This window comes from Lactobacillus sp. A27 (assembly GCF_016742815.1).
In the GTDB taxonomy this organism is placed as follows: Bacteria; Bacillota; Bacilli; order Lactobacillales; family Lactobacillaceae; genus Lactobacillus; species Lactobacillus gallinarum.
The window spans coordinates 1-26550 of record NZ_JAEHNT010000109.1; the positions used below are offsets into that span (position 1 = coordinate 1).

The 26550-nt window shown below is 38.1% G+C and carries 23 protein-coding genes and 1 pseudogene; 16 read left to right on the forward strand and 8 right to left on the reverse strand.

Features of this window, described 5'->3' with window-relative positions:
- Window positions 1-1211 (reverse strand): thioester-forming surface-anchored protein (locus tag JEM49_RS09600; protein WP_201874823.1); only part of this gene is annotated, 1211 nt, incomplete at its 3' end.
- A gap of 226 nt (window positions 1212-1437) precedes the next feature.
- Between JEM49_RS09600 and JEM49_RS09605 the strand changes: the two genes are divergently transcribed.
- The gene (locus JEM49_RS09605; RefSeq protein ID WP_342211676.1) at window positions 1438-1839 is read left to right on the forward strand and encodes a DapH/DapD/GlmU-related protein; all 402 of its coding nucleotides are present in this window, start codon (window positions 1438-1440) and stop codon (window positions 1837-1839) included.
- A 35-nt stretch (window positions 1840-1874) separates the two neighbouring features.
- On the opposite strand, the gene JEM49_RS09610 is transcribed toward JEM49_RS09605, so the two are convergent.
- A complete protein-coding gene (locus tag JEM49_RS09610; RefSeq protein WP_201874825.1) occupies window positions 1875-3248 on the reverse strand; it encodes an amino acid permease in 1374 nt (457 codons plus the stop codon).
- A gap of 313 nt (window positions 3249-3561) precedes the next feature.
- Here JEM49_RS09610 and adhE point away from each other — a divergent pair, with 313 nt between their 5' ends.
- Window positions 3562-6186, forward strand: coding sequence for a bifunctional acetaldehyde-CoA/alcohol dehydrogenase (adhE, locus tag JEM49_RS09615; protein ID WP_201874827.1), 2625 nt, complete (start codon window positions 3562-3564; stop codon window positions 6184-6186).
- 194 nt (window positions 6187-6380) lie between these two features.
- Complete coding sequence (gene glmS / locus JEM49_RS09620) at window positions 6381-8192, forward strand: glutamine--fructose-6-phosphate transaminase (isomerizing) (protein WP_201874829.1); 1812 nt, start codon at window positions 6381-6383, stop codon at window positions 8190-8192.
- Between the two features lie 230 nt (window positions 8193-8422).
- On the opposite strand, the gene JEM49_RS09625 is transcribed toward glmS, so the two are convergent.
- Window positions 8423-8536, reverse strand: a complete 114-nt coding sequence (locus JEM49_RS09625) for a putative holin-like toxin (protein ID WP_191451236.1) — start codon at window positions 8534-8536, stop codon at window positions 8423-8425.
- 226 nt (window positions 8537-8762) lie between these two features.
- A pseudogene (locus JEM49_RS09630) lies at window positions 8763-9068 on the reverse strand (amino acid permease); the annotation flags it as partial.
- Between the two features lie 231 nt (window positions 9069-9299).
- Between JEM49_RS09630 and JEM49_RS09635 the strand changes: the two are divergent.
- The 9 genes from JEM49_RS09635 (at window position 9300) to JEM49_RS09675 (ending at window position 16806) form a co-directional block, all read left to right on the forward strand.
- A complete protein-coding gene (locus JEM49_RS09635; RefSeq protein WP_201874831.1) occupies window positions 9300-9821 on the forward strand; it encodes a hypothetical protein in 522 nt (173 codons plus the stop codon).
- Between the two features lie 39 nt (window positions 9822-9860).
- On the forward strand, window positions 9861-11240 hold the full coding sequence (locus JEM49_RS09640) for a Rib/alpha-like domain-containing protein (RefSeq protein WP_201874833.1): 1380 nt from the start codon (window positions 9861-9863) through the stop codon (window positions 11238-11240).
- 144 nt (window positions 11241-11384) lie between these two features.
- Window positions 11385-12125, forward strand: a complete 741-nt coding sequence (locus tag JEM49_RS10700) for an MBG domain-containing protein (RefSeq protein WP_342211677.1) — start codon at window positions 11385-11387, stop codon at window positions 12123-12125.
- 9 nt (window positions 12126-12134) lie between these two features.
- Window positions 12135-12737, forward strand: a complete 603-nt coding sequence (locus tag JEM49_RS09650) for an MBG domain-containing protein (RefSeq protein ID WP_342211678.1) — start codon at window positions 12135-12137, stop codon at window positions 12735-12737.
- A gap of 33 nt (window positions 12738-12770) precedes the next feature.
- Window positions 12771-13577, forward strand: coding sequence for a mucin-binding protein (locus JEM49_RS09655; RefSeq protein ID WP_201874838.1), 807 nt, complete (start codon window positions 12771-12773; stop codon window positions 13575-13577).
- A gap of 315 nt (window positions 13578-13892) precedes the next feature.
- Window positions 13893-15077, forward strand: a complete 1185-nt coding sequence (locus JEM49_RS09660; RefSeq protein WP_025006283.1) for an acetate/propionate family kinase — start codon at window positions 13893-13895, stop codon at window positions 15075-15077.
- Window positions 15078-15185: 108 nt separating this feature from the next.
- Window positions 15186-15917 (forward strand): carboxymuconolactone decarboxylase family protein, encoded by a 732-nt coding sequence (locus JEM49_RS09665; protein ID WP_098037048.1) that lies wholly within the window; start codon window positions 15186-15188, stop codon window positions 15915-15917.
- Window positions 15918-16003: 86 nt separating this feature from the next.
- Window positions 16004-16231 (forward strand): P8 family protein, encoded by a 228-nt coding sequence (locus JEM49_RS09670; RefSeq protein WP_003632732.1) that lies wholly within the window; start codon window positions 16004-16006, stop codon window positions 16229-16231.
- A gap of 155 nt (window positions 16232-16386) precedes the next feature.
- A complete protein-coding gene (locus JEM49_RS09675; RefSeq protein ID WP_098037049.1) occupies window positions 16387-16806 on the forward strand; it encodes a bis(5'-nucleosyl)-tetraphosphatase in 420 nt (139 codons plus the stop codon).
- Window positions 16807-16850: 44 nt separating this feature from the next.
- On the opposite strand, the gene JEM49_RS09680 is transcribed toward JEM49_RS09675, so the two are convergent.
- The 3 genes from JEM49_RS09680 to JEM49_RS09690 all read right to left on the reverse strand — a co-directional run bounded on the left by JEM49_RS09680 (window position 16851) and on the right by JEM49_RS09690 (window position 19268).
- Window positions 16851-17147, reverse strand: coding sequence for a type II toxin-antitoxin system RelE/ParE family toxin (locus JEM49_RS09680; protein ID WP_242509820.1), 297 nt, complete (start codon window positions 17145-17147; stop codon window positions 16851-16853).
- Window positions 17134-17421 (reverse strand): type II toxin-antitoxin system RelB/DinJ family antitoxin, encoded by a 288-nt coding sequence (locus JEM49_RS09685; protein WP_025006287.1) that lies wholly within the window; start codon window positions 17419-17421, stop codon window positions 17134-17136. The genes JEM49_RS09680 and JEM49_RS09685 overlap by 14 nt, the downstream gene beginning before the upstream one ends.
- 188 nt (window positions 17422-17609) lie before the next feature.
- Window positions 17610-19268, reverse strand: a complete 1659-nt coding sequence (locus tag JEM49_RS09690; protein WP_025006288.1) for a phosphoenolpyruvate carboxykinase (ATP) — start codon at window positions 19266-19268, stop codon at window positions 17610-17612.
- A gap of 220 nt (window positions 19269-19488) precedes the next feature.
- On the opposite strand from JEM49_RS09690, the gene JEM49_RS09695 reads away from it, so the two are divergent.
- From JEM49_RS09695 to JEM49_RS09710, 4 genes are read left to right on the forward strand one after another with little or no spacing between them, the layout of a single operon-like run.
- On the forward strand, window positions 19489-21330 hold the full coding sequence (locus JEM49_RS09695; protein ID WP_201874839.1) for a TerB N-terminal domain-containing protein: 1842 nt from the start codon (window positions 19489-19491) through the stop codon (window positions 21328-21330).
- A 4-nt stretch (window positions 21331-21334) separates the two neighbouring features.
- Entirely contained in the window at window positions 21335-22660 is a 1326-nt protein-coding gene (locus tag JEM49_RS09700; RefSeq protein WP_201874840.1) for an ATP-binding protein, read from the forward strand.
- An 11-nt stretch (window positions 22661-22671) separates the two neighbouring features.
- Window positions 22672-24903: a DEAD/DEAH box helicase gene (locus JEM49_RS09705; RefSeq protein WP_201874841.1), complete on the forward strand. Its 2232-nt coding sequence runs from the start codon at window positions 22672-22674 to the stop codon at window positions 24901-24903.
- Between the two features lie 32 nt (window positions 24904-24935).
- On the forward strand, window positions 24936-25307 hold the full coding sequence (locus tag JEM49_RS09710; RefSeq protein WP_003626968.1) for a hypothetical protein: 372 nt from the start codon (window positions 24936-24938) through the stop codon (window positions 25305-25307).
- A gap of 12 nt (window positions 25308-25319) precedes the next feature.
- Here JEM49_RS09710 and JEM49_RS09715 read toward each other — a convergent pair whose 3' ends face one another.
- Window positions 25320-26072 carry a TIGR02452 family protein gene (locus JEM49_RS09715; protein ID WP_201874842.1) on the reverse strand — a complete coding sequence of 251 codons (753 nt, stop codon included), beginning with the start codon at window positions 26070-26072 and terminating at the stop codon, window positions 25320-25322.
- Window positions 26073-26550: the final 478 nt, after the last annotated feature.

Genomic DNA, 26550 nt, shown 5'->3' on the forward strand with positions numbered 1-26550 from the left:
TCAGAATTGTTGTGCTTTTTATCTACTGAAGAATGATTATCTTCAGAATTGTTGTGCTTTTTATCTTCTGAAGAATGATTATCTACTGATGAACGATTATCTACTAATGTAACTGGAACCGGCTTACCAGCCTTAGTCTGAGTTGAAGTAAATGAAGCAGCCAAAACATTTTGGTAATTTGTATGATTATTATCTGGAATAAAGAAATCTATTGCCATTCCACTAGGAATTGGACTGTTTGGATCTACTTTAATAATATCGTTTAAAGCATTTTGCAATACTTCATCGCTAACATTTCTGTCAAGATTATCATTAGGTATCCCTAAATCAAGTATACCTGAATCAGTATAGTACCAAATGGCACGCTGGGTAATCCGGTACAATTCATCATCTGTTAAGCCATATTTCTTTTGAACATTATCTGGATTTGATGCAAAACCATTCCAAATAATAGTTTTAATAGCCTTTAAGCTATCTTCATCTTTTGACTCACGTGGTGTACCCATGAATTGATTAACTGGAGAGCCATCTGTGATGCTTCTTTTATCATAGGAAACACCTTTGTCATCATCAGGATCATCACGATCAGGATAATGTTTTTGAGCATTGAAACAATATCCTAAGTCCTTTCGACCATTTTGACCATAGATATAAATTTCTTCTTTTCCAGAATCGATGTAAATCTTATTACCTGTCTTACCTGTACCAGCTCCTACAGTAGTACCAATAGTAGTAATATTTTCATCAGCAACCGTAAATGGCTTTGCTTTTGCTACATCATATCCTTTAGGAGCCGATACTTCTTTAATTGTATATTCTCCTTTAGGCAGATTGAACACACTTGCCTCACCAGTAGTAGTAAAGTCTTGTACTAGCTTGCCATTCTCCCAAATTTGAAGATGAGCACCGGCCAATTGTTTCTGGGTATCAGAAGCGATTTTATTAATCGTTACAGTGGCCGTCTGATTTGATTGAGTAGTAGAATTATCTTCAGAATTAGTTCTTTTACTTGGAGTAGCTTCTTCTGAATCAGATTTCGAATCTTTCGAATTGGGGTTTCCTTCACCTTTATTAAACTGCTGTGTCTGCCCGTTTAAAGTAGACCCCTTTTCTGCAGCATGAGTAATATTTGCAGATAAACTTACTAGCAATAGTAAACTAGTCAAAATCATCATAAATGCTAATAAAACAGCATTTTTTCTAGTTTGCATATTGCCGCCTCCTTTCACAAATTAAAAATTGAATTAGCTTACCTAAATTTCAGTTTCAATAATAACACTCATTATTTAATAAATCCACTAATATTTTAAAAAATTGTGTAATAAATAAAAAAACTCAGATCATATAAATGATCTGAGCCAAATTGTCGAACAAAATCAGCGTTTGTTGCAGAACTTGAACGCGCAGCGTCATTATGAATGTGAAGCGCGGTAATTAATCAGTGAAATCACAGGACAAAAAATCCCCAAGAGTACAGAAATTAGATTGCCATTTTACACGGATTACGGCCACAACATCAAAATAGGTGAACGCGTCTTTATTAACTCCAATGTGATGATGGTTGACTTAGGTGGCATCACCATTGAAGACGATGTTTTAATTGGACCAGGTGCATATCTTCTTTCCGTTAACCACGGCTTAAAACCTAAGCAGAGAAAAGAACTCGAATTAAAGCCAGTACTTATCAAGAAAAATGTCTGGATCGGTGCCAGGGCTACCATTTGTCCAGGCGTAATTGTGGGTGAAAATGCTGTAATAGCTGCTGGAGCAGTGGTTACTAAGGATGTGCCGAAAAACACAGTAGTTGCTGGCGTACCTGCAAAAATTATCAAAAAATAGACGAATAAAAAAACGCAACATTGTCGCGTCTTTTTTTAAGCTTCTTTTTTGTCACCCCATAGTTTGGAGATTAAGTACAAGATGATGAAAGTAACGATAGCTGAAATCATTGGGATGCGGTAGCTTGGTAAAATCAAAAGTAAGATGATCATCAATACGAAGAACAATAGAATCAAATAATCAACGTAAGGGAAGCCAGGCATTTTGAAGTCATTTAACTTATTTTCAGGTGTTTTTCTTCTGTAAGCAATGTGAGTCAAAACCATTAAGCACCAGATGATCAAGAACATACTTGTTGAAGTAGATGAAATAAAGTTAAAGGCTTGATCGCCGATAATCAAGGTAATCAGTGGTGCGCAGGCCATAAATAATGCTGACAAAATTAAAGCATTTTGTGGCAACTGCCGTCTGGATAGGTGACCAAAAGTTTGATTCCACTTGCCTTTGCCGTGGAAAGTAACTGAGAACAAAAGTCGTCCCGCACTGTATAAAAAACTATTGGTAGATGAAACCGCCGCAGAAATTACAACGAAGTTAATGATTAAACTCGCATTTCTAATTCCCGTAGCTCCAAGTGCTTGAACAAATGGACTGGAGTTAGTTGCTACTTTTGACCAAGGGATCACTAGTAAAATACCTAAGATTGCCATTACATAAAACAAAATGATACGAACAGGTAACTGATTAATTGCTCGCTTTAAGGTAGTTTTAGGATTTTGGGCTTCCGCAGCAGTTAAACCAATAAGTTCAACTCCAATAAAACTAAAGATAACCATTTGGAAACCTTGCAAAAATCCTTTAGTACCTCTAGCAAAGAAACCACCGTGATCATCTAAGTTGGCAAAGGCAACAGGACCAAATGATGTTTTACCACCAGTGATTAATAGATAAGCGATCAATAAAACAAAAGCAACTACTGTCACGATTTTGATAATGGCAAAACTGAATTCCAAATTACCAAAAACACGAGCTGAAATTAGATTGATGATCAACAAAATGGCAATTGTAATTAATCCTGGAATCCATGGTTTTAAATTGGGAAACCAATATTCAAAATAAATTCCTAAGGCAGTTGTTTCTGCCATTCCTAAAGTGATCCAACTAATCCAATAAAGATATCCGGTAATAAATCCGATATTTTTACCGAGATATTGTTCGATAAAATCAATGTAAGTGTGTTTATGAAGGTCAGACATAATCATTTCGCCTAAGGCTCGCATAAGCAAGAATAGGAAAATACCTACAATGATATAGATCAAGATAACGCTAGGCCCGGCCCTATGAATACTGTCACCGACACCTAGAAAAAGACCGGTTCCGATTGTTCCTCCCAAAGCAATTAATTGAATGTGAGCATTGCTTAGGGTTCTTTTATATCCAGAACTAGTCTCTGATTTTTTCTCACTCATATATTTCCCCCATATTCTCAGTTTTCTCACATGTACTTAATATTTTATCATTTTTGCAATCGAGCACCAGTGATTATAGGAAAGCTTTTAAAAAATTCAGAAGAATAATATAAATTAATATGTTTGTTAATTCACAAACTAGTAAAAACAGCAACCGCTTTCATTAGTCTGAGAGTAAATTATAGAGTGATTTTTTATGCTTGTTCACTAGTGAATTACGGAAATTATGGCGTTTACTTTTAAATTTATTGTGCTATAGTTGACATTGTAAATTAGTTCACAAGAATTAGTAGATCTTAGAGGTAATAAAATAATGGCTAAGACACAACCAAAAGAGACTCAAACAGAGGAAGAGAAGAAAAAGCAAATTTACGACATGGTTGATAATTTAGTAAAAAGATCACATGTTGCATTAGACCAAATGGCTAACTTCACACAAGAACAAGTTGATAAGATCTGTGAAGCAGTTGCTACTGCAGGTGAACAAAATGCTTACCCACTAGCTAAGATGGCTGTTGAAGAAACTAAGCGTGGTGTAGTAGAAGACAAAACTACTAAGAACATGTACGCTAGTGAAAATATTTGGAATAGTTTACGTCACGAAAAGACTGTTGGCGTAATTGAGGAAGACAAGGAATTAGGTTTAACCAAGATTGCTGAACCTAAAGGTGTTATTGCCGGTGTTACTCCAGTAACTAACCCAACTTCAACTGTTATCTTCAAAGCTATGCTTGCTTTAAAGACTAGAAATACTATTATTTTCGGCTTCCACCCACAAGCTCAAAAGTGTTGTGTAGAAACTGGTAAGATCATTCAAGCTGCAGCCGTTGCTGCGGGTGCTCCAAAAGATGCAATTCAATGGATTGAAGAACCAAGTTTGGATGCTACTACTGATTTAATGAATAACCCAGGTGTTCAAACCATTTTAGCTACAGGTGGTCCTGGTATGGTTAAGGCCGCATATTCATCAGGTAAGCCAGCCATCGGTGTTGGTCCTGGTAACGGCCCATCCTACATTGAAAAGACTGCTAATATTGACCGTGCCGTTTACGACATTGTTTTGTCAAAGAACTTCGATAACGGTATGGTTTGTGCCTCTGAAAACTCAGTTGTTGTAGATGATGAAATCTACGACCGAGTTAAGGAAGAATTCAAGAAGTGGAGCTGCTACTTCTTGAGCAAAGAAGAAATTAAGAAGTTTGAAGAACACTTCATCGATCCAAGACGTGGTACTGTTGCAGGTCCTGTAGCTGGTAAGTCAGCTTATGAAATTGCTAAGCTCTGCGGCGTTGATGTACCAAAGGAGACCAAGGTTATTGTTGCTGAATACAAGGGCGTTGGTAGAAAATTCCCACTTTCAGCTGAAAAGCTTTCACCAGTCTTCACTTTATACCGTGCTAAAGATCATGATGATGCTTTCAGAATTTGTTCAGAATTGCTTGATTACGGTGGTCGTGGTCACACTGCTGGACTTCACTCAAGTGATCAAAAAGTAATCAAAGAATTCTCAATGAAGATGGATGCATGCCGTATCTTGGTTAACTCACCAGCTGCTTTTGGTGGTATCGGTGACCTTTACAACAATATGTTGCCATCACTTACCTTGGGTACTGGTTCATATGGTGCCAACACCTTCTCACACAACATTGGTGCTCGCGATTTGCTTAACATTAAAACTGTTGCCAAGCGTCGTGACAACATGCAATGGGTAAAGGTTCCTTCTAAGACCTACTTCGAACACAACGCAGCTAACTACTTACGTCACATGCCAAACGTTAACCGTTTCTTCATCGTTACTGATGAAGGCGTAGCTGACCAAGGCTTTGCCGATGAAATTACCGACATTATCTCTAAGCGTCGTGGTCAAAAAGAATACGAAGTCTTCAAGGCCGTAACGCTTGATCCAAGCACCGACGTCATTAAAGATGGGGTTCACAGAATGAACATCTTTAAACCAGACGTTGTCATCGCCATCGGTGGTGGTTCAGTCATGGACGCTGCTAAGGTAATGCGTTTATTCTACGAAAATCCAGAAATGAAGTTTGAAGAAGCTTATCAAAAGTTTTTGGATATCAGAAAAAGAGTAGTTCGCTTCCCAAAGATTAACGGCGTTCAACTTGTATGTATTCCAACCACTTCAGGTACTGGTTCAGAAGTTTCACCAATCGCTGTCATTAGCGATGCTAAGACTGGTATTAAGCACACCCTTTGTGACTATGCTTTGACCCCAGATGTTTCTATTGTTGATGACCAATTCGTACAAAAATTGCCCAAACGCTTGATTGCTTGGTCAGGCTTTGAAGCTTTAGGTCACGCAATCGAAAGTTACGTTTCAACTATGGCTACTGACTTTACTCGTGGTTGGTCACTTGAAGCTATTAAGATCATCTTCGCTAACTTGAAGAAGTCATATGATGGTGATCTTGATGCTCGCAAGAAGATGCACGATGCAGCTACTATTGCTGGTATGGCATACTCAAACGCATTCCTTGGCTTGGAACACTCAATTGCCCACACTGTTGGTTCAACCTTTGATATTCCAAGTGGTGTCAGCGATGCTATTGCTTTACCACAAGTTATCCGCTTCAATGCTAAGCGTCCAGAAAAGCTTGCTATGTGGCCTCATTACTCAGTTTACCGTGCTGACAAGGATTACGCAGAAATTGCTAGAGCTATCGGTTTGACCGGTTCAAGCGATGCTGAATTGATTGAAGAATTAGTTCAAAAGATTATCGATTTAGCTCAATCAGTTGGTATCAAGATGGCATACAAGGATTACGGTGTTGATGAAAATGAATTCAATAAGAAGGTTGACCAATTAGCTGTTGAAGCTTACGGCGACCAAAATACTGTAACTAACCCAGTTGCTCCATTAATTAGTCAAATTGCTCAATTGATAAGAGACAGCTTTGAAGGTAAGGATATTAAGACTAAGTAATTTAAATTTACACATACAAAATGGCGATCAGTATATTAAAACTGACCGCTGTTTTTTTGCTCTAAAATCGATTATACCAATTTCGATAATAATCACTTGACCGCTTTGGCAAAAAAGAATATTATTGCAACTGTAACAATGAAATCAAACTAGTCCACTGTCAGAAAGTGAACTAGACCAAAGGAGAAAAATTTATGTGTGGAATTGTTGGGGTTGTTGGTAAACCAGCAAGAGAAATTATTTTAAGCGGATTAACAAATTTGGAATACCGTGGCTATGATTCAGCTGGTATTTACTTGAATGATTTAAATGGAAATGAATATTTGACTAAGGCTGTTGGCCGTATTTCAAACTTAAAAGAAAAGTTGACTCCAGATGAACAAGGTTTGGTAGGTATTGGTCATACCCGTTGGGCTACTCACGGTAAGCCAACTGTTGACAATGCTCACCCTCACTTTGATGAAACTAAGCGTTTCTACTTGGTTCACAACGGTGTGATTGAAAACTTCGCTGAATTGAAGGGAAAGTACTTACAAGGCGTACACTTCCACTCAGATACTGATACTGAAGTGGTTGTACAATTAATCGGTAAGATTGCACGCGACAAGAATTTGGATGGCTTTTCAGCATTTAAGGAGGCTTTGAAGCTTGTTAAGGGTTCATACGCATTCTTGCTTGTTGATAATACTGAACCAGATCATGTCTTTATCGCTAAGAACAAGTCACCAATGATGCTTGGTATCGGTGATGGTTTTAACATCATTGCTTCAGATGCTATTTCAGTAATGGACCAAACTAAGACTTTCGTTGATTTGCACGATGGGGATGTTGGTGACATTACTAAGGATTCTTACACTATTGAAACTGTTGATGGTAAAAAAGTTGACCGTGAACCTCACGTTTTGAACATTGATCCAAACGCAGCTTCAAAGGGTGCTTACGAATTCTACATGCTTAAGGAAATTGATGAACAACCTGGCGTAATGCGTCACATGTCACAAAACTACCTTGATGAAAATGGTGAACCAAAGGTTGATCAAGATATTCTTGATGCTATTTCTAAGGCAGACCGTTTATACATCTTTGCTGCCGGTACTAGTTACCATGCAGGCTTAGTTGGTAAGACTCTCTTTGAACATTACACTGGTATTCCAACCGAAGTTGGTTTGGCTTCAGAAGCTGGCTACCACTTCCCAATGATGAGCAAGCACCCATTCTTCATCTTCTTGACTCAATCAGGTGAAACTGCTGACTCACGTGTTGTTTTGAAGGAAGTTAACAAGCGTGGCATTCCAAGCTTAACTATGACTAACGTAGAAGGTTCAACTCTTTCTCGTGAAGCTACTTACACAATGCTCTTGGGTGCTGGCCCTGAAATTGCCGTTGCTTCAACTAAGGCTTACACCGCTCAGATTGCTTTACAAGCTGTTCTTGCTAAGGCTCTTGGTGAAAAGTTGAATAATGAAAATGCTAAGGATTGGGACTTGCGTCAAGATTTGGCAATGGCTGCAGAAGGCATCCAACAAATCGTTGACGGTAAGGAAAAGATCAAGAAGCTTGCAGATGACTACTTGATTAAATCAAGAAATGCATTCTACATTGGTCGTGGTATTGACTATGCTGTTGCTCTTGAAGCTGCTCTTAAGTTGAAGGAAGTTTCATACATCCAAACTGAAGGTTTTGCAGCGGCAGAACTTAAGCACGGTACTATTTCATTAATTGAAAAGGGTACTCCGGTAGTTGCTTTGATTAATGATCCAGTTACTGCTGATCTTACTCGTGGTAACATTCAAGAAGTTGTTTCTCGTGGTGCTAGTGTAATTACTATTGTTGGTAAGGACTTTGCTCGCGAAGGCGATGACATTGTTTTGCCAGAAATTAACTACTACATGTCAGCACTTTTGACAGTTGTACCTGCTCAACTTCTTGCATACTACGCTTCTAAGGATAAGGGCTTAGATGTTGATAAGCCACGTAACTTAGCTAAGAGTGTTACTGTTGAATAATTAATATTTGAATAAAACTAAGGATAGCGATGGTGAATGTGCCATCGCTATTTTTAGTTAAGATAATTCATTGATATATTTTTGTACGGACTTAAAAAACTTGCTATAATAGTAATGAAAAAGAGGTCGGCAAATGAGCCAACCTCTTAATGTAGAAATAGCATCTGCGGGTGCTATCCAATAATTTTATGATTTATCAGATAACTGCCAGCTTTGCAGAGCTAAAGCAGTTATTTTTTGTTTTGCTGATTAAAGAACTTAATCAACTCCACAACTAATGAGATTAACATAACGACAAATGAGCCGAATGCTAGCATTAGTTGTAACGCATCTGATACAGACACGAAGGCGTCTTCTTTCTATTAGGATAGGAATACGAGTTAAAAATCACTCATAAGCACCATCTCCTTGAAGGATTGCCACCGCTTCAGCTTTTCTACGGATAAAATTATACTAAATTCGAATATACGTTCACAAGCGAACAAGATAAATTTATCGTAAATCTCGAGTGAAAATAAAAGGGACCGAATCAATTTGATTCGATTCCTTTTTGCGTCTAATTGTTTTTAGCTATTTCTGCCGCATTTTAGCTAAATATTGTTGGTGCTTTTGTTCTGCCTTTTCGTCTTTTTCAATAAAGAAGTAGGCGACAGCAGCCAAGACACCGACTACAACACCAACCAAAATTGTCTTCCAAGTGAAGTTAGTAACCATGTAGCAGGAAATTAACAAAGCCAAGATTGGAATTGTGTAACCGCCAGGAAGCTTGAAGCCATGGTTAGGGAATTCATTGGTGTGCTTGAATTTGATAACTGCCAAAATTGATGGCACGTATTGAACAAAGGAAGCAAGAACGATGCAGGATACCAAGAAATTGATAATTGTAAATAGAATAATTAAGCCAATAGCTGTCCCATAATAAACAATTGCGTTGTTGTATACTGGCCAAAAATTGGCGAATATTTCTACGAAAACTACGCTTTAGCTTATGCTCTAGGAATTACGGCTGGTGTTAGTGATTGGACTGCGCCAAAGAGTTTATATACCACTAAAACTAATAAATTTAAGCTGAATTTAACTTATACCAATGGATTTGATCAGCTTGCATTGCCTAATGCGGATAAGCAAGAAATCGAAGTTAACTATATCACAGCACCTAGTTTAAAAGACGATCCCATTTATATCTTTAATGCCGGCGGTGATGCAAGCCCCACTCTTAACATTTCTGTCGATGGCAAGCCAACTAAATATCCAATAGCAAATCTCGGGTTACAATACCCTGCAGCCGTTGGTCAAAATAAGCAACTAATCCAACAGGCAGTTAATGGCAGTGATTTTAAAAATCAGGTTAAGATTACCTTAGCTGATGGCACGCAAATGTCTGCTAGTCAGTTACAATTAGCTGGAACTAATCAGACTAGTGCCGACATGAATTCTGGTAAGTTTCATTTGATTATCAATACAACTTTTAACAATGGGTTTACTGATGCTGGTCAGCCACTAATCTTTGCTAATCCAGACAGTCAAGATCTGGGAGCAACGCAAAAGTTTGCTAAGGCTGTGAAAAAAGCATATAAAGATTTAGGCTGTGCTCAAACTACACCAGTAAACGTTGGTACTTTACCATAAATAAAATGGCAAAGAATTAAGGAAGATGCCTTTGCCATCATGCCTTCTGTAAAAAATATAAAGAATGAAGTAGTAGATCTTACTAACGGCCCTACAAGTTACACAGAGAATGACGGTCGCAACTTAAGCAATTTTGTTGAAAACCCTGTAACAGTTAAAGGTGGTCCTCATGGGACTATTAATGTAATTAATAATTTACTCTCTGGTGGCAATAAAGTTTGGCCTGCCGGAACTACCTTTGAATGGCAGGGTGACAACGGCGAAAAGAGTCTGGTTCTAGACAAAGCCGGAGAAACCAGGAACGGTAATATTGTAATTACTTTGCCAAGTGGTTCAAGGTATACGGTTAAGGATATTACGCTTACTACCAAGGCTAATGTAAAGGCCGAGAGTAGAACAATTGATTATGGTACGAAGTTAACGGCTAAAGATCTTGTTACTAACACGGATGTCTTTCCAGAAGGTACTACTTTCCAATACGTTGGTAATGAATCTAATTGGATGAAGCCAGGTTCCTACAATGATGTTCAGATTACTGCTACGTATTATGATCAAGGAACTAAGAAAAATATTGTTACTCCAGTAGCTCACCGTAATGTAGCCATTAATGACAGTCGCCGCATTACGGTCTTAAAGGGCTACACTGCTTATACTAGTGGTCCTGCTGACAATAAGAATAAGGTCCCAGCAAATCAATTTGTATTCCCAACTTGGAATTCAGAAAATACATCTCTTTCTAGCAACGCATCAATAGCATATACAGATGCAGCTTCTGTTTATGAAGCAAAGCCAGTTCACACGATTTTGTATATTCCTGATGAAGTTCAAACTAGAACACTTACTGCTCATTTTAAGATTGCTGGTGGTGAACATAATGGGAAAACTATTGATCCAGATGCTCAAGTTCAAGTATTATTTAAGAAAGCAGGTACTTTAGATACAGCTACTAATAAGATTGTTTACACTGGTAATTGGGCTCCAGATTGGGATGCAGGCGACGAAGCTACTCCTGTTTTCCACGCAGTTTCAGGATCTTGGAGTTTACCACCTAAGGGTAATGACGCTTCTATTGGATTGACTTCTCCTAGTCGTGATGGTTACGCCGTGGCTAACATTAGATATGATGGTTCATACTCAACTTTCACATTTGCAAACCCAAATTACAACTCTAATACGGTCTATATGAATAATGATAATGATGTTTGGTACATGAGAAATGACTTAACTACTTACTATGTTCCAAATTCATTATTAAATAAGAGTGTTACAAGAACGATTACCATTAAGGAACCAGGTCAAGCAGATCGCACAATTACGCAAACTGCCAAATTAAGCAGACAAGTTAAAGTAAATGGTGATGATACTGGAGTCACCTTTGAAGGCTTTGATGGTAGTGGTTGGAAAGCTGATAGTAACTAGGGCGTACAAGATGTTCCAATTCATGCTGGCTACAACATTTCTGTCACTCAAACAGTTGAAGGAGCATCTACCTCAACTCCACTTCAACTTGTAAATGGTCAAATCCCTGCCGAAACAGTAAACGGTGATACTAAGAATACGCAAATTGTTGTAACTTACGGTGCTACTGCAACTGCTACAGCAACTCTTGGCAAGGAAGGTAGTCGTGATTATGATGCAAAGACTACTTCAGTAGCTGATGTTTTGAGCAAGTTAGGTTGGACTGATAGTGGTTTTGTAAAGAATCAAACATTGAAGTCAACTGACTTAACTGCTAGTGACTATGCTTGGTTCACCAAGAATGCTGATGGTACGTTCACTGCTATGACTGGTGATCCAATCAATGCAGGCACTTACTACTTGAAGCTCAAGGATAGTTCAGAAGCTAAGCTGAAAGCGGAAAATCCAAACTACAACTTAACGATTAATGGTGAATTTACTTACACAATTAATCCTGTAAGTGGTACTGCAACTTTAAGTGGTTCAGCTTCTAAGATTTACGATGGCAAGGGTATTTCACTTGATGACTTGAATAGTCCTGATGGTGATATTGAAGCTAAGTTTACTTTCCCAGGTAGCACTGTTGCTGATACTTACAAGTTACATGCAGGTGACTACACCATTGAAAATAATTCAGCTAAGGCCGATGACTACACTGTTAGCCTAAGCACTGATGGCCTCGCTCGCTTGCAAGCTGCTATTGATAATTACGCAGGTGCAGGTAATGTAACTCTTGCTGCTAAGGATTTAAGTAGCAATGCAAGCTTTACAATTAAGCAAAAAGACTTAACCGTAACTTTAGACAAGAAGCCAAATACCACTCCTGGTAAGACTTACGATGGTTAAACAGCAACAATTGACGATAATGATGCTCAATTTACTGCAGCTGGTTTAGTTGAAGGTCAAACTTTGAATGTTGCTAACTTGACACCTAGTGATTATGAGTGGGTTGATAAAGATGGTAATAAATTGGATAAAGTTCCAACCGATGCTGGTACTTACTACATTGCTTTAACTCAAGCTGGTGTAAAGCAATTGCAAAAGGATAATCCAAACTACAAAGTTAGCGAAAGTGGTCAGTTTGCATATGTAATAGCTAAAGTTGAAATTAATGGAAGTTACGAAGGAACTTCAACTGCTCAGGATGCGAAGATCTACAGAAATGCTGTAGTTGACGAAGTTACTGGTAAAGTAACTTATGGTGCTTGGTCAACTGGAAATTGGGGACCATTCACTACACCAACGATTGATGGATATACTCCAACAATTGCAAGTATAGCAACTAAACCTGTAACTTATGGTACTGATCCAGAAAGTGTTGATATCACTTACACACCAAATGCTCAAACAACCAACATTATCTACAAAGACGAAGATGGTCAAACCATTAAGACTGACAAAGTTGACGGTAAGACCGATGAAACTGTTGATGTTCATTCAACAATTCCAGCAGGTTAGAAGCTAGTTGATGGTCAAGACGTTCCTGAAACTGTGAAATTTGGACCAAATGGACATCCAGATATTCCTGTTGTAATTGAACACAAGACAATCATAGTAACTCCAGAAACTCCTGAAGATAAGATCCCAACAGGTAAGGTTCCAGGCAATCCAAATAAGACTTATCCATCAATGGAAACTCTGACTAAGACTCCAACTCGTACAATCAATGTAACTAAGCCAGATGGAACCAAGATCACTAAGACTCAAAAGGTTGACTTCACTAGAACTGCAACCTTCGATGAAGTAACTGGTGAAGTGGTTTACAGCGATTGGACATTTAAGGAATCTAATGCTAAGGATCCTGCTAAGTCACAATGGGATGCTTACATTCCACAAGCAATTTCAGGCTACACAATGCACATTGAACAAAAGGTAGGCGATAAGACTACTGCAATTAATTCAATTGATGCCGCTGAAGTTACAGAAGCTACCAGCGATGTCACAATCACTGTCACCTATGTTGCTATTAACCCAGGTGGCAATGGCGGAAATAGTGATGATACTGATCACACTATTCCAGAAGAACCAATTAAGCCTGACAATCATAAGCCGGAAGTTCCAGTCAAGACTCCAAATGAGACTTCAGATGATACCGAAATCGATACCACTCCGAAGGATCAAGATCTTGAATCTGGTCCAGCCGTAATTAAAGGCTACGAAGAAAACAACGCACCTTTATATGAAGATATGAATAATTCTGCTCCAGCTAGAAACAATAATTCAATTTCATCAAAGGGTGCTGATACATACGCTTCAACTAATGCCCCAGCTAAGGCTGCTTCAGCCGAAACTGAATAAAACAAGACTCTGATGCAAAACTGCGTTGGAGTTTTTGTTTGCTCAAAAATTTTGTTATAAATTGAACAAAGTAGAATATATTTTTTATATTTTCCAAAAAAGAGACATAATATTGATATTTATCAAAATATGATTTTGACAGTTTTACATCTCGAAAAAATAATTGCAATTATTACCTATATAACAATATATTTGATTGACTTTGCTGTTTAATTGAATTTTTGAAAATCATTTGACTGGCTATTCTAATAAGCTATACTATTAAGTGAAAATTTACTTGTGAAAAATATAACTAATATTTAGGGGATGTAGTTAATGAGAAAAGTTTTGGCGGTCAATTCGGGGAGTTCGTCATTCAAGTTTAAATTATTTTCATTGCCTGATGAAAAGGTAGTAGCACGAGGAATGGCCGATCGTGTAGGTCTGGCAGATTCTACCTTTACAATTGTGTTAGCTAATGGGGAGTCACATAAAAAGCAAATTGCTATTCCAGATCAAGAAGCTGCGGTAAATTTATTGATTAATGACTTGAAGAAATATCATGCTGTCGAGAAATTGCATGAGATTGTTGGGGTAGGACACCGTGTGGTAAATGGCGGTGAATATTTTAAAGATTCAGCCATTATTAACAAGGATAATTTACAAAAGATTTGGGATTTAGCTGGTTTTGCACCTTTGCACAATCCTGCCGAAGCTAAGGGAATTGAAGCCTTTATGCATGTCTTGCCAGATGTGCCGCAGGTAGCCGTGTTTGATACCTCTTTCCACCAAACATTAGATCCTGTGCATTATCTGTATTCTATTCCTTATGATTATTACAAAAAGTATGGTGCGCGGAAATACGGTGCTCATGGCACCTCCGTGCATTACACTACCTTGGAAGCAGCTAAGATGATGCAACGCGATGTGAAGGACTTAAAGCTAATTATTTGTCACTTAGGCTCCGGTTCTTCGATTACCGCTGTTAAAAATGGCAAGTCTTATGATACTTCAATGGGCTTTAGTCCCTTGTCCGGAGTAACTATGGGTACGCGGTCAGGCGATATTGACCCATCTCTTGTGCAACACTTAATGCATAAAACCGGAGATTCAATTGATGAGATGATTGATATTTTGAATAAAAAGTCTGGTTTAATTGGACTCTCTGGTATTTCTTCAGATATGCGTGACTTGAAATATAACGATGATCCGCGAGCTGTTTTGGCACGCAAGATCTTTATCAATCGTGTTGTGCGTTATATTGGTTCATATCTTGCTGAAATGGGCGGCGCCGATGGAATAGTCTTGACCGCAGGCGTTGGTGAAGGCGACGTAGAAGTGCGCAAGCAGATAATGGATGCCTTTAGGTATATGGGTGTAAAACCTGACTATGAGGCTAATAAGAGCAATGGCCGGAAGTTTATCACTAAGCCGGATTCCAAGATTCAAGTGATGATCATCCCAACTAATGAAGAGTTGATGATTGCCCGTGATGTTGTCCGTTTAACTAAATGTTGCTAATAAGCATAAGCAGAAGTTATTCCGCAGAATAAAAAATAGATATTTTTCTTTAGGTCTGAAACGTACTTAAATAAGTAGTGAAGAGATCGTTTTAGAAAGGAAAATATCATGTCAATTAAAGAAGATGCACAAAGAATTCATGCTAACTTATTAGAAAAAACGGATCCAGAAGCCTTAGAACGGATTAATCATTTTGCTTTTGATGAAGTACAAGCTGCGGTTGATTTGCCTGATAGAACTAAGATGTTGTCAACGCTGGCTTATTTGTTAGGGATGCAAGGGATTGACGAGTATAAGGTCATGCTTCCCGTTGCTCTTGATAACGGGGTTAGTCCAGTTGAAGCTAAAGAAGTTTTGTATCAAGCTGTTGACTATTTAGGATTAGGTCGTGTTTTTCCATTTTTCAAAGCAACTAACGATATTTTGACTGCAAGAGGAGTAGATTTGCCGCTACCAGGTCAGTCAACCACAACGATGAAGAATCGCCTAGAAAAAGGTGAAGAGACGCAAATTCGTTTATTTGGTCCGCAAATGAAGGATTTTGCCAAGAAGGGTACCATCAACAAGTGGCTTGTAGATAATTGTTTTGGTGATTACTACACCAGAAAAGGTTTAGACGATCGTGACCGCGAAATGATTACATTTTGCTACATTGCTGCACAAGGTGGCTGTGAACCACAATTATTATCACATGCGCAAACTAATATTAGATTGGGCAACGACAAGGAATTCTTAATGAAGGTCATTGAACAAAATGTGCCATTCATTGGATATCCTCGTTCACTTAATGCAGTGAGAATCGTTAACCAAGCTGATGAAGCAGTTAACGGCAAAGATTAGAAAATTAATAAATTAAGCCCTTTCATTTAACAGCTTAAGCTAATAGAACTAGAATAGAAGATGTAGATGAAAGGAAGCTTATAATTATGGCAGATGCAAAAGAAATTGAACAAACAGCAATGATTGATCGTGAAATGGACCAAGTATTTGATTGGGCAAAGGGTAACTCAATGCCTATTCGTGACGCTATTTGGGACCACGAAATGGAAGCAAACAACCATGACACCATGAAGACTGAAGCAGCCTGTGAATGGATGCTCAAGGCCGATGATGATAAGATCAAGGATTACTGCGAAAAAAACTTAAAGAAGTAACTAAAATATTCCACTAGTCTTAATAATTTCGTCTGCTTTAAATTGACCAAATTTTAATTTGGTCAATTTTTTTGTATATTTCTTGCAAACGGCATATGAATCATCAATAATTATCAATAATTGTCTTATTAATGAAATGGGTGATAAAAATGAGACTGAAATTGGAACATTCTGCTGGTGCAGTTATTTACCGTAGACGTGAGGATGGTCAATTAGAGTTTTTAATTGTTCAAAGCGTGATTAATGACAATTGGGGCTTTCCTAAGGGACACTTAGAAAATGATGAGGATGCTGAAACTGCAGCTAAGCGAGAAGTATTTGAGGAAGTAGGGTTAAAGCCAGAATTTGATTTTAATTTTGTTCAAAAAACGCGATATGCATTAGCTGCAGGTAAAGAAAAAATGGTTACCTACTTTTTAGCTAAATATGTTGCAGGACAAGAGGTAGTTACGCAAAAAGAAGAGATCAAGGGCGATAAGTGGATAACACGTGCTGAAGCTGAAAAGTATCTCACTGTTTATGATAAGATGCGAGTGCTTGAAGCTGCACAAGACTATATTGAAAAAAGTAATTAAAGATCTACATAACAAAAAGACGAGAGCAATTAACTCTCGTCTTTTTAGTAGATGATTCTATGTGTTTGTTTATGGTTACCAATATCAAGTAAAATTAATTCAATTTGTTCAGTGTATTCGTTAAAAAGATAGTATAGTAACCAGTCATCGTTATACTGTCTATCTATATGTATTTCTCGTACACCTTTGTCTAAAGGATGATCTTTATGCTTTTTTAAAAATTTTTGATCGTTCGTCACGATTGCTTTGACGCATTTTTTTACTTTATCCATTGGATAATGTTTTCTATTATATTTTTTGGCAGATCGAATGAATAGTGGGGTATACTTAATCTTCATCATTCAAAGCCTTATCGAATCCTTGATTAAATTCTTCTAATGAATTAAATTCACCAGCGAATTCACCTCGATCAGCTTCCGCAATAGCAGCATCTAATTCAGTAGTTGGTTTTAATGATAGAGGGATACTTTTAGTATGTTGAACCTCTTTTAAATACATTTTTATTCCTGTACTCAAATCTAAACCATAATATTTAAAAATAGCAGCAACTTCTTTTTTATCTTTTTCTGGCATTTTAAAATTTACTTGACTTAATTTTTCTTTATTTGAAATCATAATATCAGCTCCTTATATCTATTTTATTATAAATTAAAGAAACTATAAATAAAATAAATATAAGATATATAGCTAATTAATAGAAATGCAAGATTATACCAAAAAAGACGAGAGTAACAACTCTCGTCTTTTAGTCATTAAGAAAATGTGTTTTTAATTATATGAGGTAATATTATTTTCCCTAATTATTAGCTTAATTCCTTGATAATAGCTTCCAAGGTCTTCTTAGCTTCATCTTGAATTGGAGTTTCTGGGTGTTCTTCATCGTACTTGTTAAGCCAGTTCAAACGATCTTGCATTCTCTTAGCCAAGGTCTTTTGGTATTCTGGGTCTTCAAGGTGAACTTCGTAGCCTTCAATTGGTAAGTAGCTTACACCCTTGAAGTTACCGAATGGCTTGAAGTCGCTATCCTTAATGTTGCCGTTAGCCAAGTCTTCGATTAACTTCTTAGTAACTTCCTTTGGAATGTCCTTGCCCATGAAGGCATCCGTGTTCAAGCTGTAGCAGCTTGCTCCACGCTTAGTGAACAATTCCTTGAAGTCTGTGTAGTCGCCTGATACAGGGTATGCACGGAATGGGTCTGCGAATGGTTCGATAACCAAGGTGTTCATGTCGAAGCCCTTAGGCAAGTTTTCAGCACTAGTTCTCTTGGTTGCTAAAGTACAGCCCATAGTAGTTGCCAAAACTGGGTCGTCAATCTTGATGATTGGAGGCAATGAACCATCCTTCATAATCCAGAACAAAGCGGTAATTGGTGACTTTTCAAAGTCTACACGGTGAGGACTAGTGTAACGGGTCTTGATAACACGACCGTTGTTGTTACGTAAGTCTTCAGTAACGATAACTTTCTTACCGTTTGAGTCTAACGTTACGTCACAGTTCATAATAGTAGTGTAGTACTTAGTTTCGTGGTGACCTGCTGGGTAGTCGTGGGTCTTGTCGAAGTATGAAGGTTCAAGTGCTACAGATGAACCGTCTTCACGTGAAATGATGAATGCATCGTCGTGCAAAACGGTGATATCATATTTACCATCGTACATTTCGTGAGTCAAAGTTGACTTACCAGAACCTGACAAGCCGTAGAATGCGAAGGTCTTGTCGTCTTTATCGTCAAAGTGGAATGACTTTTCACCACCGTGACATGCAGTGTAGCCGTGACGGTGAGCGATAGCCCAAGCTAAGGTTAAGGTACCCTTCTTAAGTTCACCGAAGTAGCGAAGGTTGAAGACAGCAGCACAGTTATGTGGAGCGTCGAATACGCCTAAACCCTTTGGATAGTCTTCGTCTTGAACATTAGGATCGAAGTAGAAGTAAATATCAGGTTCATCATAGAACTTAGACTTTGCGTACATCTTTTCAGCTTCATCATCGAAGAAGTGGAAGTTCAAAATGTATGAAAGCAGGTTGAAGGCTTGATCTTCTGGCATCATGATGTGAGCCTTAACAGTAAATGATGGGTCAAGACCTACCAAAACAGTAGCCTTTAAGTATTTTTGTTCGTGGCCCTTGTAGATATCTTCACGCAAGTTACCGTTCAATGCTTCAGCATCTTCGTTAGGATTGTCAACGAAGTGACGTGCACTGGCAGTTCTACCTAAGATCTTACCGTGGTTGTAAACCAATTGGGTTGCACCATGTGGCAAGCCTAATTCTTTAGTGTGTAAGATTGGCAAGTCAGTAACAATAACGCCTGATTGCTTCTTTGCTAAATTATAAGCTTCAGCAACACTAGTTACTTCGTGTACGTTGTTGCCGTAAAATGCACTTTCGATAGTTGCACGAGTGCGGCTAAACATTGGATTTGCTTTTCTAAGTTCGTCTTGAGAATAACGTTCTTTTGTACTCATATTAAGTTTTTGTCCTCTCTAGGAAGCTATTAATTAAAACGCTTTCATTAACTTACAGTTATTATACTAACATACTTGACTGGGTATAACCACCTAAATATTAAAATATAAGGTTTATGAAATACGAAAACATATACATAAAATAAAAAAACGCAAAGAAGACGGAGAATAAAATAGATGATATAATATAGAACATACGTACGAAAAAGGGAACATAAAAATGGATTCTAATCAGCTTTTTAAATATGTTTATGCTAAATATGGATTGAAGTTTGAACCAATTGTGTCAGGTTCAACGGATACTTATGTATTAATGTCTCCACTTGATAGTGGCTATTTTGCTATGCTTTCTCGAATTAATGGTGAAAATTCAAGCAAGAGCAGTATTGCAGTTTTAGATTTAAAATGTGGTGACTTTGCTCCAACGATTCGTGATTTGCCTGGTTTTACTGATCCGGTTCGCATCAAGGGAGCAGAATGGGTAGGCGTAGTTTTGACTAATAATCGCGATGAGCAAGCGATTAAGAAGGCGCTAGATTATGCATTTAAATTAGCGATGAATGGTCAAGATACAAATGTCGCTAAGAGCCAATATTTTTATATTCCAGGAGAAAAAACAGAGGAAAAATATCAAGCGCAGCCAATAAAGCAGCGGTTGCCGCGTAGACAAGTTAACGATGAGATTCCCGATAAGATCAGACAAATGCGGGAATTATATGATTACAGTATTCTTCCTAGCACAGGTCGGCAGAAGAATTTTTATATTCAAGGGCAGTTTATGGCTGATTACGAAGATGAATATAAAAAATATTTTGCTTTCAAGCGTTTCTTTCCCACTTATCATGATATGAATGTGGGGCAATTGCGTAGTTACTTTACCTGGAGGACTAAGATTCGCAAGGGGGATTACCATCGCACTAGTACATCTTATGCATATGTATATTTGTATGAGCTGTTTAATAATATTGGCGTGGATAATCCACAGGATGGCTACGATAAACTGATTGCTTTTAAAAAGAATTATGTGAATAATTTCGATTTAGGAATTCAAACATATTTGGCAGATTGGATAAAGGATTACGTGCTTTATTATGGCTTACGAAAAGAAAAAATAGCTGAGCATTTTGCCAAAGATATTGAGCAAGATCATGATGATGAAATATTGCATTATCCGCAAAAATATACGGCAGAAGAGTTAGCGGAAGTTTTTGCAAAAAAGACGACATACTGGAAATCTTCAAAAGTAATTGCAAAGAATAAAGAGGCTTTTGTTCAAGTTTTAAAATGTGTTTGGCAAGAGGTGTTAGATGCTAAAAAATATGGCATAGCTTATTACAGCAGCTTTGTAGCTAAGCCGAAGGTCGTTGAGCAGCCCGTTTTTAAGCTCGCAGTTTTCTACAGAAAAGCAAAAAAGCCAATGACGGTTAAGGTTGATGCTGTGAGAAAGTATTATTACAAAAAGGGTTGGTGGTACATTCATCAAGAAGAAGCTGTGCCAAGACAGCGAACGAACTTGAATACTTTTTTGCATGAAGTAGATCGTTTAGTACGCGAGAAGCTGAATTTAGGACGCGCAATCAAGCCGCGTTTTATTGATCAAGCCGTGTTAAAGGCGATTATGGCTGGAATTGCCGCTTATCAACAGCAAAAAAAACAGGCAAAGATTGATCAGATTAAAATTGATTTTTCTGATTTAGACAAGATTCGGGCCAATGCTTCTGTCACGCGTGATAGTCTGTTAACCGATGAGGAAAAGCAGCTTGAGCAAGAAGAACAAGAGCAAGTGCAAAAGCAGGAGCAAGAAGTAGAAGTTTCAGTAGATCAAGATGACTACGGTTTAGACAAAGACGAAATGTTTTTACTAATGGCTTTATTGCAAGGGAAGCCGTGGCAAGATTATGTGCAAAAACACCATCTAATGGTTTCGATTTTAGCTGATAATATTAATGAAAAATTGCTGGATGAGATTGGCGATAGTGTGATCGAATTTAATGAACAAGATCAGCCACAAATAATTGAAGATTATGCGGATGATTTACAAGAAATGTTTTTAAAGGGATGATAAAATGCCAGAAAAAAGAAGAGTACCAAAAAGAATTGCACAAACTGTATTAAATTCACTAAAAGGTGGGGTAGTGCCGCGGATTGGTTTGCCTTATATTACAGTCGGCCGTAAAGAAGAAATTGAAGCCCTGCTTCATGATGTTGATATTATTCAAGATGGCGGTGCAAGTTTTCGTTTTATCGTTGGACGTTACGGTTCAGGCAAAAGCTTTTTACTGCAGACAATTCGTAATTATGTAATGGACAAAAATTTCGTTGTGGTTGATGGCGATTTGTCTCCAGAGCGTCGCTTGCAAGGTTCTAAAGGACAGGGACTAGCAACTTACCGTGAATTAATCCAAAATCTTTCTACCAAAACTCGTCCTGAAGGTGGGGCCTTAACCTTAATTCTTGATCGTTGGATTAATTCTGTGCAGAGCCAGGTAGCCCAAAGTGGTATTGCCAATGATGATCCGAAGTTTGAAGCCGAAGTAGATAAGAAAATCTATGCAGTAATTTCATCATTAAATGAATTAGTACATGGTTTTGATTTTGCTAAATTGCTTAACATGTATTATCACGCTTATATGTCTAATGACGATGAAACTAAAGCTAAAGTGCTTAAGTGGTTTAGAGGCGAGTATAGTCATAAGACTGAAGCTAAAAAAGATTTGGGTGTGGATATTATCATTTCAGACAGCGATTGGTATGAATATCTCAAATTGTTTGCGGCTTTCTTCAGACAGGCAGGTTATGCTGGCCTCATGATCATGATTGACGAATTGGTCAACATTTTTAAAATTCCGAATGCGATTAGTCGTCAATATAATTATGAAAAGATTTTGACAATGTACAATGACACTTTGCAGGGTAAGGCGAAGTACCTGGGCATCATTATGTGCGGGACGCCACAAGCAATTGAAGACCGGCGCCGCGGCGTTTATTCATACGAAGCACTTCGCAGCCGGCTTGCTACAGGAAAGTTTGTTCAAAACGGTGCGCGTGATATGTACGCTCCAGTGATTAAGTTGCAGCCATTGACCGCAGAAGAAATGCTAGTTTTAACTGAAAAATTGGCGGATATGCATGCTAACTTATATGGCTATGAAAGAACTATTACTGATGATGATTTAGCACAATTTATCAAGATAGAGTATGCGCGCGTTGGTGCAGATACTAACATTACGCCACGTGAAATTATTCGTGACTTTATTGAATTGCTCGACATCGTTTGGCAAAATCCTGATACTAAAATCACGGATCTGCTTAATTCTGATCGTTTTAATTATACAAAATCTGAGGCTGTCTCAGATAATAAAGAGCAAGATTATACTGAATTTAGAATTTAAGGGTAAAAAAGATGGATGTTTTTTCACATTATGCACCATTTATCCAAGACTATATTTATGAACATGGTTGGCAAAATTTACGTCCGATTCAGGTAGCAGCCGCGGAGGAAATTTTTGAGACGGAAGATAATGTGCTTTTGTCAGCTTCAACTGCGTCAGGGAAAACAGAAGCCGCATTTTTCCCGATCTTGTCAGATATCTATAATGAACCAGAGGATTCGGTCAAAGCGCTTTATATTGCGCCACTAAAAGCTTTAATTAATGATCAATACGATCGCTTGACGGAGCTTTGTCAGGATGTCGATATACCAATTTGGCGCTGGCATGGGGATGTAGCGCAAACGCAAAAAAGAAAGATGCTCAAGAACCCATCAGGAGTTTTACAAATTACGCCTGAATCGCTTGAGAGTTTCATGATCAATAAGCACATGGATATTCCTCATTTGTTTGGCGGGCTGAAGTATATTGTGATTGATGAACTCCATTCATTTTTGCGCAGTGACCGCGGTGGCCAAACCTTTTGTCTAATTGAACGTTTGTCAAAATTAGCAAATGTTAATCCCAGAAGAATCGGACTTTCAGCAACCATCGGTAATTTGCAAGATGCCAGCGATTTTTTAGGAGCTGGTTCAAATAGAAAGACGGTTGCACCTAAGGTGCAGAAAGAACCACAGATTTGGCATCTTTCAATGGAACATTTTTATAAAACTGATCCACAGGCCAGCAGCAAGGATTTTGATCCTAGTCAAGTTGAGCCTATAACGGATAAGGCACCTGAATTGGCTGATCCAGGTATTGGTTATATTTTTGAACATACACGTGGTAAAAAATGCCTAGTTTTTACTAATAGTCGTGAAGAGTGTGAGGCAGTGTGTCAGGAACTTAGAGCTTATTGTGCTTATAATCATGAGCCGGATCGTTTTATGATTCACCATGGAAATCTTTCACCGGCGCTGCGGGAAACAGCCGAAGCGGCGATGAAAGATGAAGATGTTTATATGACAACTTGTGCTACTGCAACACTGGAATTGGGAATCGATATTGGTCAGCTGGAATCAGCGTTTCAAATTGATGCTCCGTTTACGGTGTCAGGCTTTTTGCAAAGAATGGGGCGTACAGGTCGTCGCGGCAATCCACCAGAAATGCATTTTGTTATGCGCGAAGAACATCCAGAATCTCGGGCCATGCTGCCAGAATTAATTCCGTGGCCTCTTATTCAGGGAATTGCCCTGATTCAACTTTACGCGGAAGAAAAATGGGTGGAGCCGCCTGAACCTAATCGCTTGCCGTATAGTTTGCTTTATCATCAAACTATGAGTACGCTCGCCTCTAGTGGAGAGATGACGCCAGCAGAGCTTGCCTCAAGGGTGCTCACTTTGTCGTATTTTCATAATGTTAGTCAGGAAGACTACAAAGTTTTGCTTAGGCATTTGCTTAAAATTGACCACATTGAATGGACCGAGAATAAAGGATTAGTAGTCGGGCTTGCCGGTGAAAAGGTTGTGAATAACTTTAAATTTTATGCAGTTTTTGCGGAAAATGAAGAATTTAGTGTTCATGCTGGCAGCGAAGAATTAGGTACAATTGTTAAGCCACCTCCAGTTGGAGACAAAATTGCAATTGCTGGTCGAGTTTGGGTAGTTGACGATGTCGATCGCAAGCGTCATCAAGTGTATTGCCATGAGGTGAAGGGAAGAATTCCTGCTTTCTTTGGGGATGTGCCAGGTGATATTCAGCCGAAGATTTTGCAACGAATGAAAAAGGTTTTGGAAGAGAAGGTCATGTATCCTTATCTGATGCAAAATGGCAAGGCACGCTTAACCCAGGCTCGTGATACTGCAGCTTTAGCTGGCTTAGCTAAAAAGAATTTGATTAAGCTTGGCGGCAATATGTGGTGTCTTTTCCCTTGGACTGGAACGTATGCCTTTTTGACGCTTGAACGGTTGATCAAAATTAAGTGTGGAGAGCAGTTGAATATCCGAGGTTTTAATTCATCTCGTCCATATTTTATGTATTTTGCGATGGATGGGGATGAACAAGACTTTTGGCGCATTCTTAAAGAGAAAGCTGACAAAGACTTTGATCCGCTGGATTTAGTCTATCCTAAAGAAATTCCAGGAATCGACAAGTATGATCAATATTTGCCAAAAGAGTTATTGCGTAAGGAGTTTGCTTATAGTGTATTAGACATTCAAGAGATGAAACGCTGCGTTAAGCAAATGGCGGATAACTATTTGGTATAATGGGAATATCTTGAAAAGGAAAGAGAATATCAATGCTTAAAATTAATCAAAATGTGTCTAAGGATGCTCAAACCAGAACTTTGTTAAAAGAATTGCTCAAGGTACACCAAATTCATCAAGCATACAATGTGCGTGATTTGACGGATGCGGATGAGCAAATTTTGGAAAAGTCTTTTAATTTAACCCGTGAATTGATGTCTAAGATTTCCACTAAAAAGATTAAGTTTGCAGATAAAAAGTGGGATTCTTTGTTTAACTTTTTGATGGCGGAACAAATTGCTTTTGCCAGGGTTTTAGCCAGTGGTGATGATAACTTGAATGGCTACGTTCAAGCTAAGAATCAGGCTCAACAAGCTTATGCTTTAGCTGAAACTGCTATTAATAATTTAGAAAATGAAAAATAAAAAAAGAGTTTTTCAGGACTTAATTAGTAAATTTTTAAAATCCTGTGTTGCCGAATTGCGATGATCATCAATTACGGCAAAAGTCACTTTTTTAATTGAAGATTTTTCTTTGAAGACGTTGTACCACATTTGGGCAACGTCTTTTGCTTTGAAACCAAAAACGCCGGCTCCCCATGCTCCTAGGATAAGGTGGGCAACGTGCTGACTCTCCGCAATTTGTTTTACGAAGGTCATCCGATTTTGTAAAGTTAGACAAGCATTTCTATACGAAATGCCGGATAGTTTTACTTGAGTGTAATTTGGAGCTGCACAGGAGATGATATCCACCTGTGCATAAATCTTGGGATGTGCAAATAAGATGTTAGGTGAATAAAGAGCGCGATTTTCGTAAAGAGAATGGTTAATATGAGCATTATTCCATTTGTAGTAAGTTTGTTCAAATGGCGCAAGACACTGATAAAGATCAGATTCAAGGCAAAGTGCTTCCTCTTGAGCAACGATGCCGCGCAAGTATCCGCCACCTGCTTCTAGGTAATCCGCGAAGTTAAGTGTAGCTGTTTTTTCAGTTTGCCAATTAGAATGTGAAATTGCAGTAGCAGTATCTGTTGGCGTGAAACATAACTGTGGATAAGTTGAAGATGATGGAACTGAAAAGGTGGGTTGATCATTGTAGATAGTAGTGTTATCGACAGTTTCTTGGATTTGCTGTGCATAAAACTTGGTCATTTGTTCATTGTGAGCTTTGATTTTAGGGATGCTGTACATGTTAGTTGCCTTCTTTTTAGTAAATATTGTATTTTCTAAATATAAGTATGAATTTTTGAAAAAATTTTGCCAACTTTTTGCGTATTAAATTGATGCCATTATAATAAATGCTAAGGGAAATTGAAGGGACAAGATTATGGACTACGAGACAAGACTTTTAGAAGAAAAGTAAGAGGGCAAAGAAGAAGCTACTATTAGTGGACTTAAGAAGTTGATCACCGTATTAAAGAATTTAAGCAGTCCTTATGATCAGATATTGCATCAGTTAGAATTTACATATGGTGATCAATTTACTAAAAAAGAATTAGAAGATTTTATTAAGAAAGCTTAACTATTATAGATAATTTAATGAGAATAGCTAAAAGAGAGCAAAGTTCTTGGCATGTTTGCAAGCAGCTTGCCCATGCCCAACGCGTCTTGTCTCGCAGACAGCGCAGGGCTAAAAAAGAAGGACGCAATTTGCGGCTAGCAAAAAACT

Bases quoted from the DNA above. Each gene is read 5' to 3' on its own strand.
- JEM49_RS09610 (WP_201874825.1), bottom strand. From the start codon at position 3,248: ATGAGTGAGAAAAAATCAGAGACTAGTTCTGGATATAAAAGAACCCTA.
- adhE (WP_201874827.1), top strand. From the start codon at position 3,562: ATGGCTAAGACACAACCAAAAGAGACTCAAACAGAGGAAGAGAAGAAA.
- glmS (WP_201874829.1), top strand. From the start codon at position 6,381: ATGTGTGGAATTGTTGGGGTTGTTGGTAAACCAGCAAGAGAAATTATT.
- JEM49_RS09640 (WP_201874833.1), top strand. From the start codon at position 9,861: ATGCCTTCTGTAAAAAATATAAAGAATGAAGTAGTAGATCTTACTAAC.
- JEM49_RS09660 (WP_025006283.1), top strand. From the start codon at position 13,893: ATGAGAAAAGTTTTGGCGGTCAATTCGGGGAGTTCGTCATTCAAGTTT.
- JEM49_RS09665 (WP_098037048.1), top strand. From the start codon at position 15,186: ATGTCAATTAAAGAAGATGCACAAAGAATTCATGCTAACTTATTAGAA.
- JEM49_RS09670 (WP_003632732.1), top strand. From the start codon at position 16,004: ATGGCAGATGCAAAAGAAATTGAACAAACAGCAATGATTGATCGTGAA.
- JEM49_RS09680 (WP_242509820.1), bottom strand. From the start codon at position 17,147: ATGATGAAGATTAAGTATACCCCACTATTCATTCGATCTGCCAAAAAA.
- JEM49_RS09685 (WP_025006287.1), bottom strand. From the start codon at position 17,421: ATGATTTCAAATAAAGAAAAATTAAGTCAAGTAAATTTTAAAATGCCA.
- JEM49_RS09690 (WP_025006288.1), bottom strand. From the start codon at position 19,268: ATGAGTACAAAAGAACGTTATTCTCAAGACGAACTTAGAAAAGCAAAT.
- JEM49_RS09695 (WP_201874839.1), top strand. From the start codon at position 19,489: ATGGATTCTAATCAGCTTTTTAAATATGTTTATGCTAAATATGGATTG.
- JEM49_RS09700 (WP_201874840.1), top strand. From the start codon at position 21,335: ATGCCAGAAAAAAGAAGAGTACCAAAAAGAATTGCACAAACTGTATTA.
- JEM49_RS09705 (WP_201874841.1), top strand. From the start codon at position 22,672: ATGGATGTTTTTTCACATTATGCACCATTTATCCAAGACTATATTTAT.
- JEM49_RS09710 (WP_003626968.1), top strand. From the start codon at position 24,936: ATGCTTAAAATTAATCAAAATGTGTCTAAGGATGCTCAAACCAGAACT.
- JEM49_RS09715 (WP_201874842.1), bottom strand. From the start codon at position 26,072: ATGTACAGCATCCCTAAAATCAAAGCTCACAATGAACAAATGACCAAG.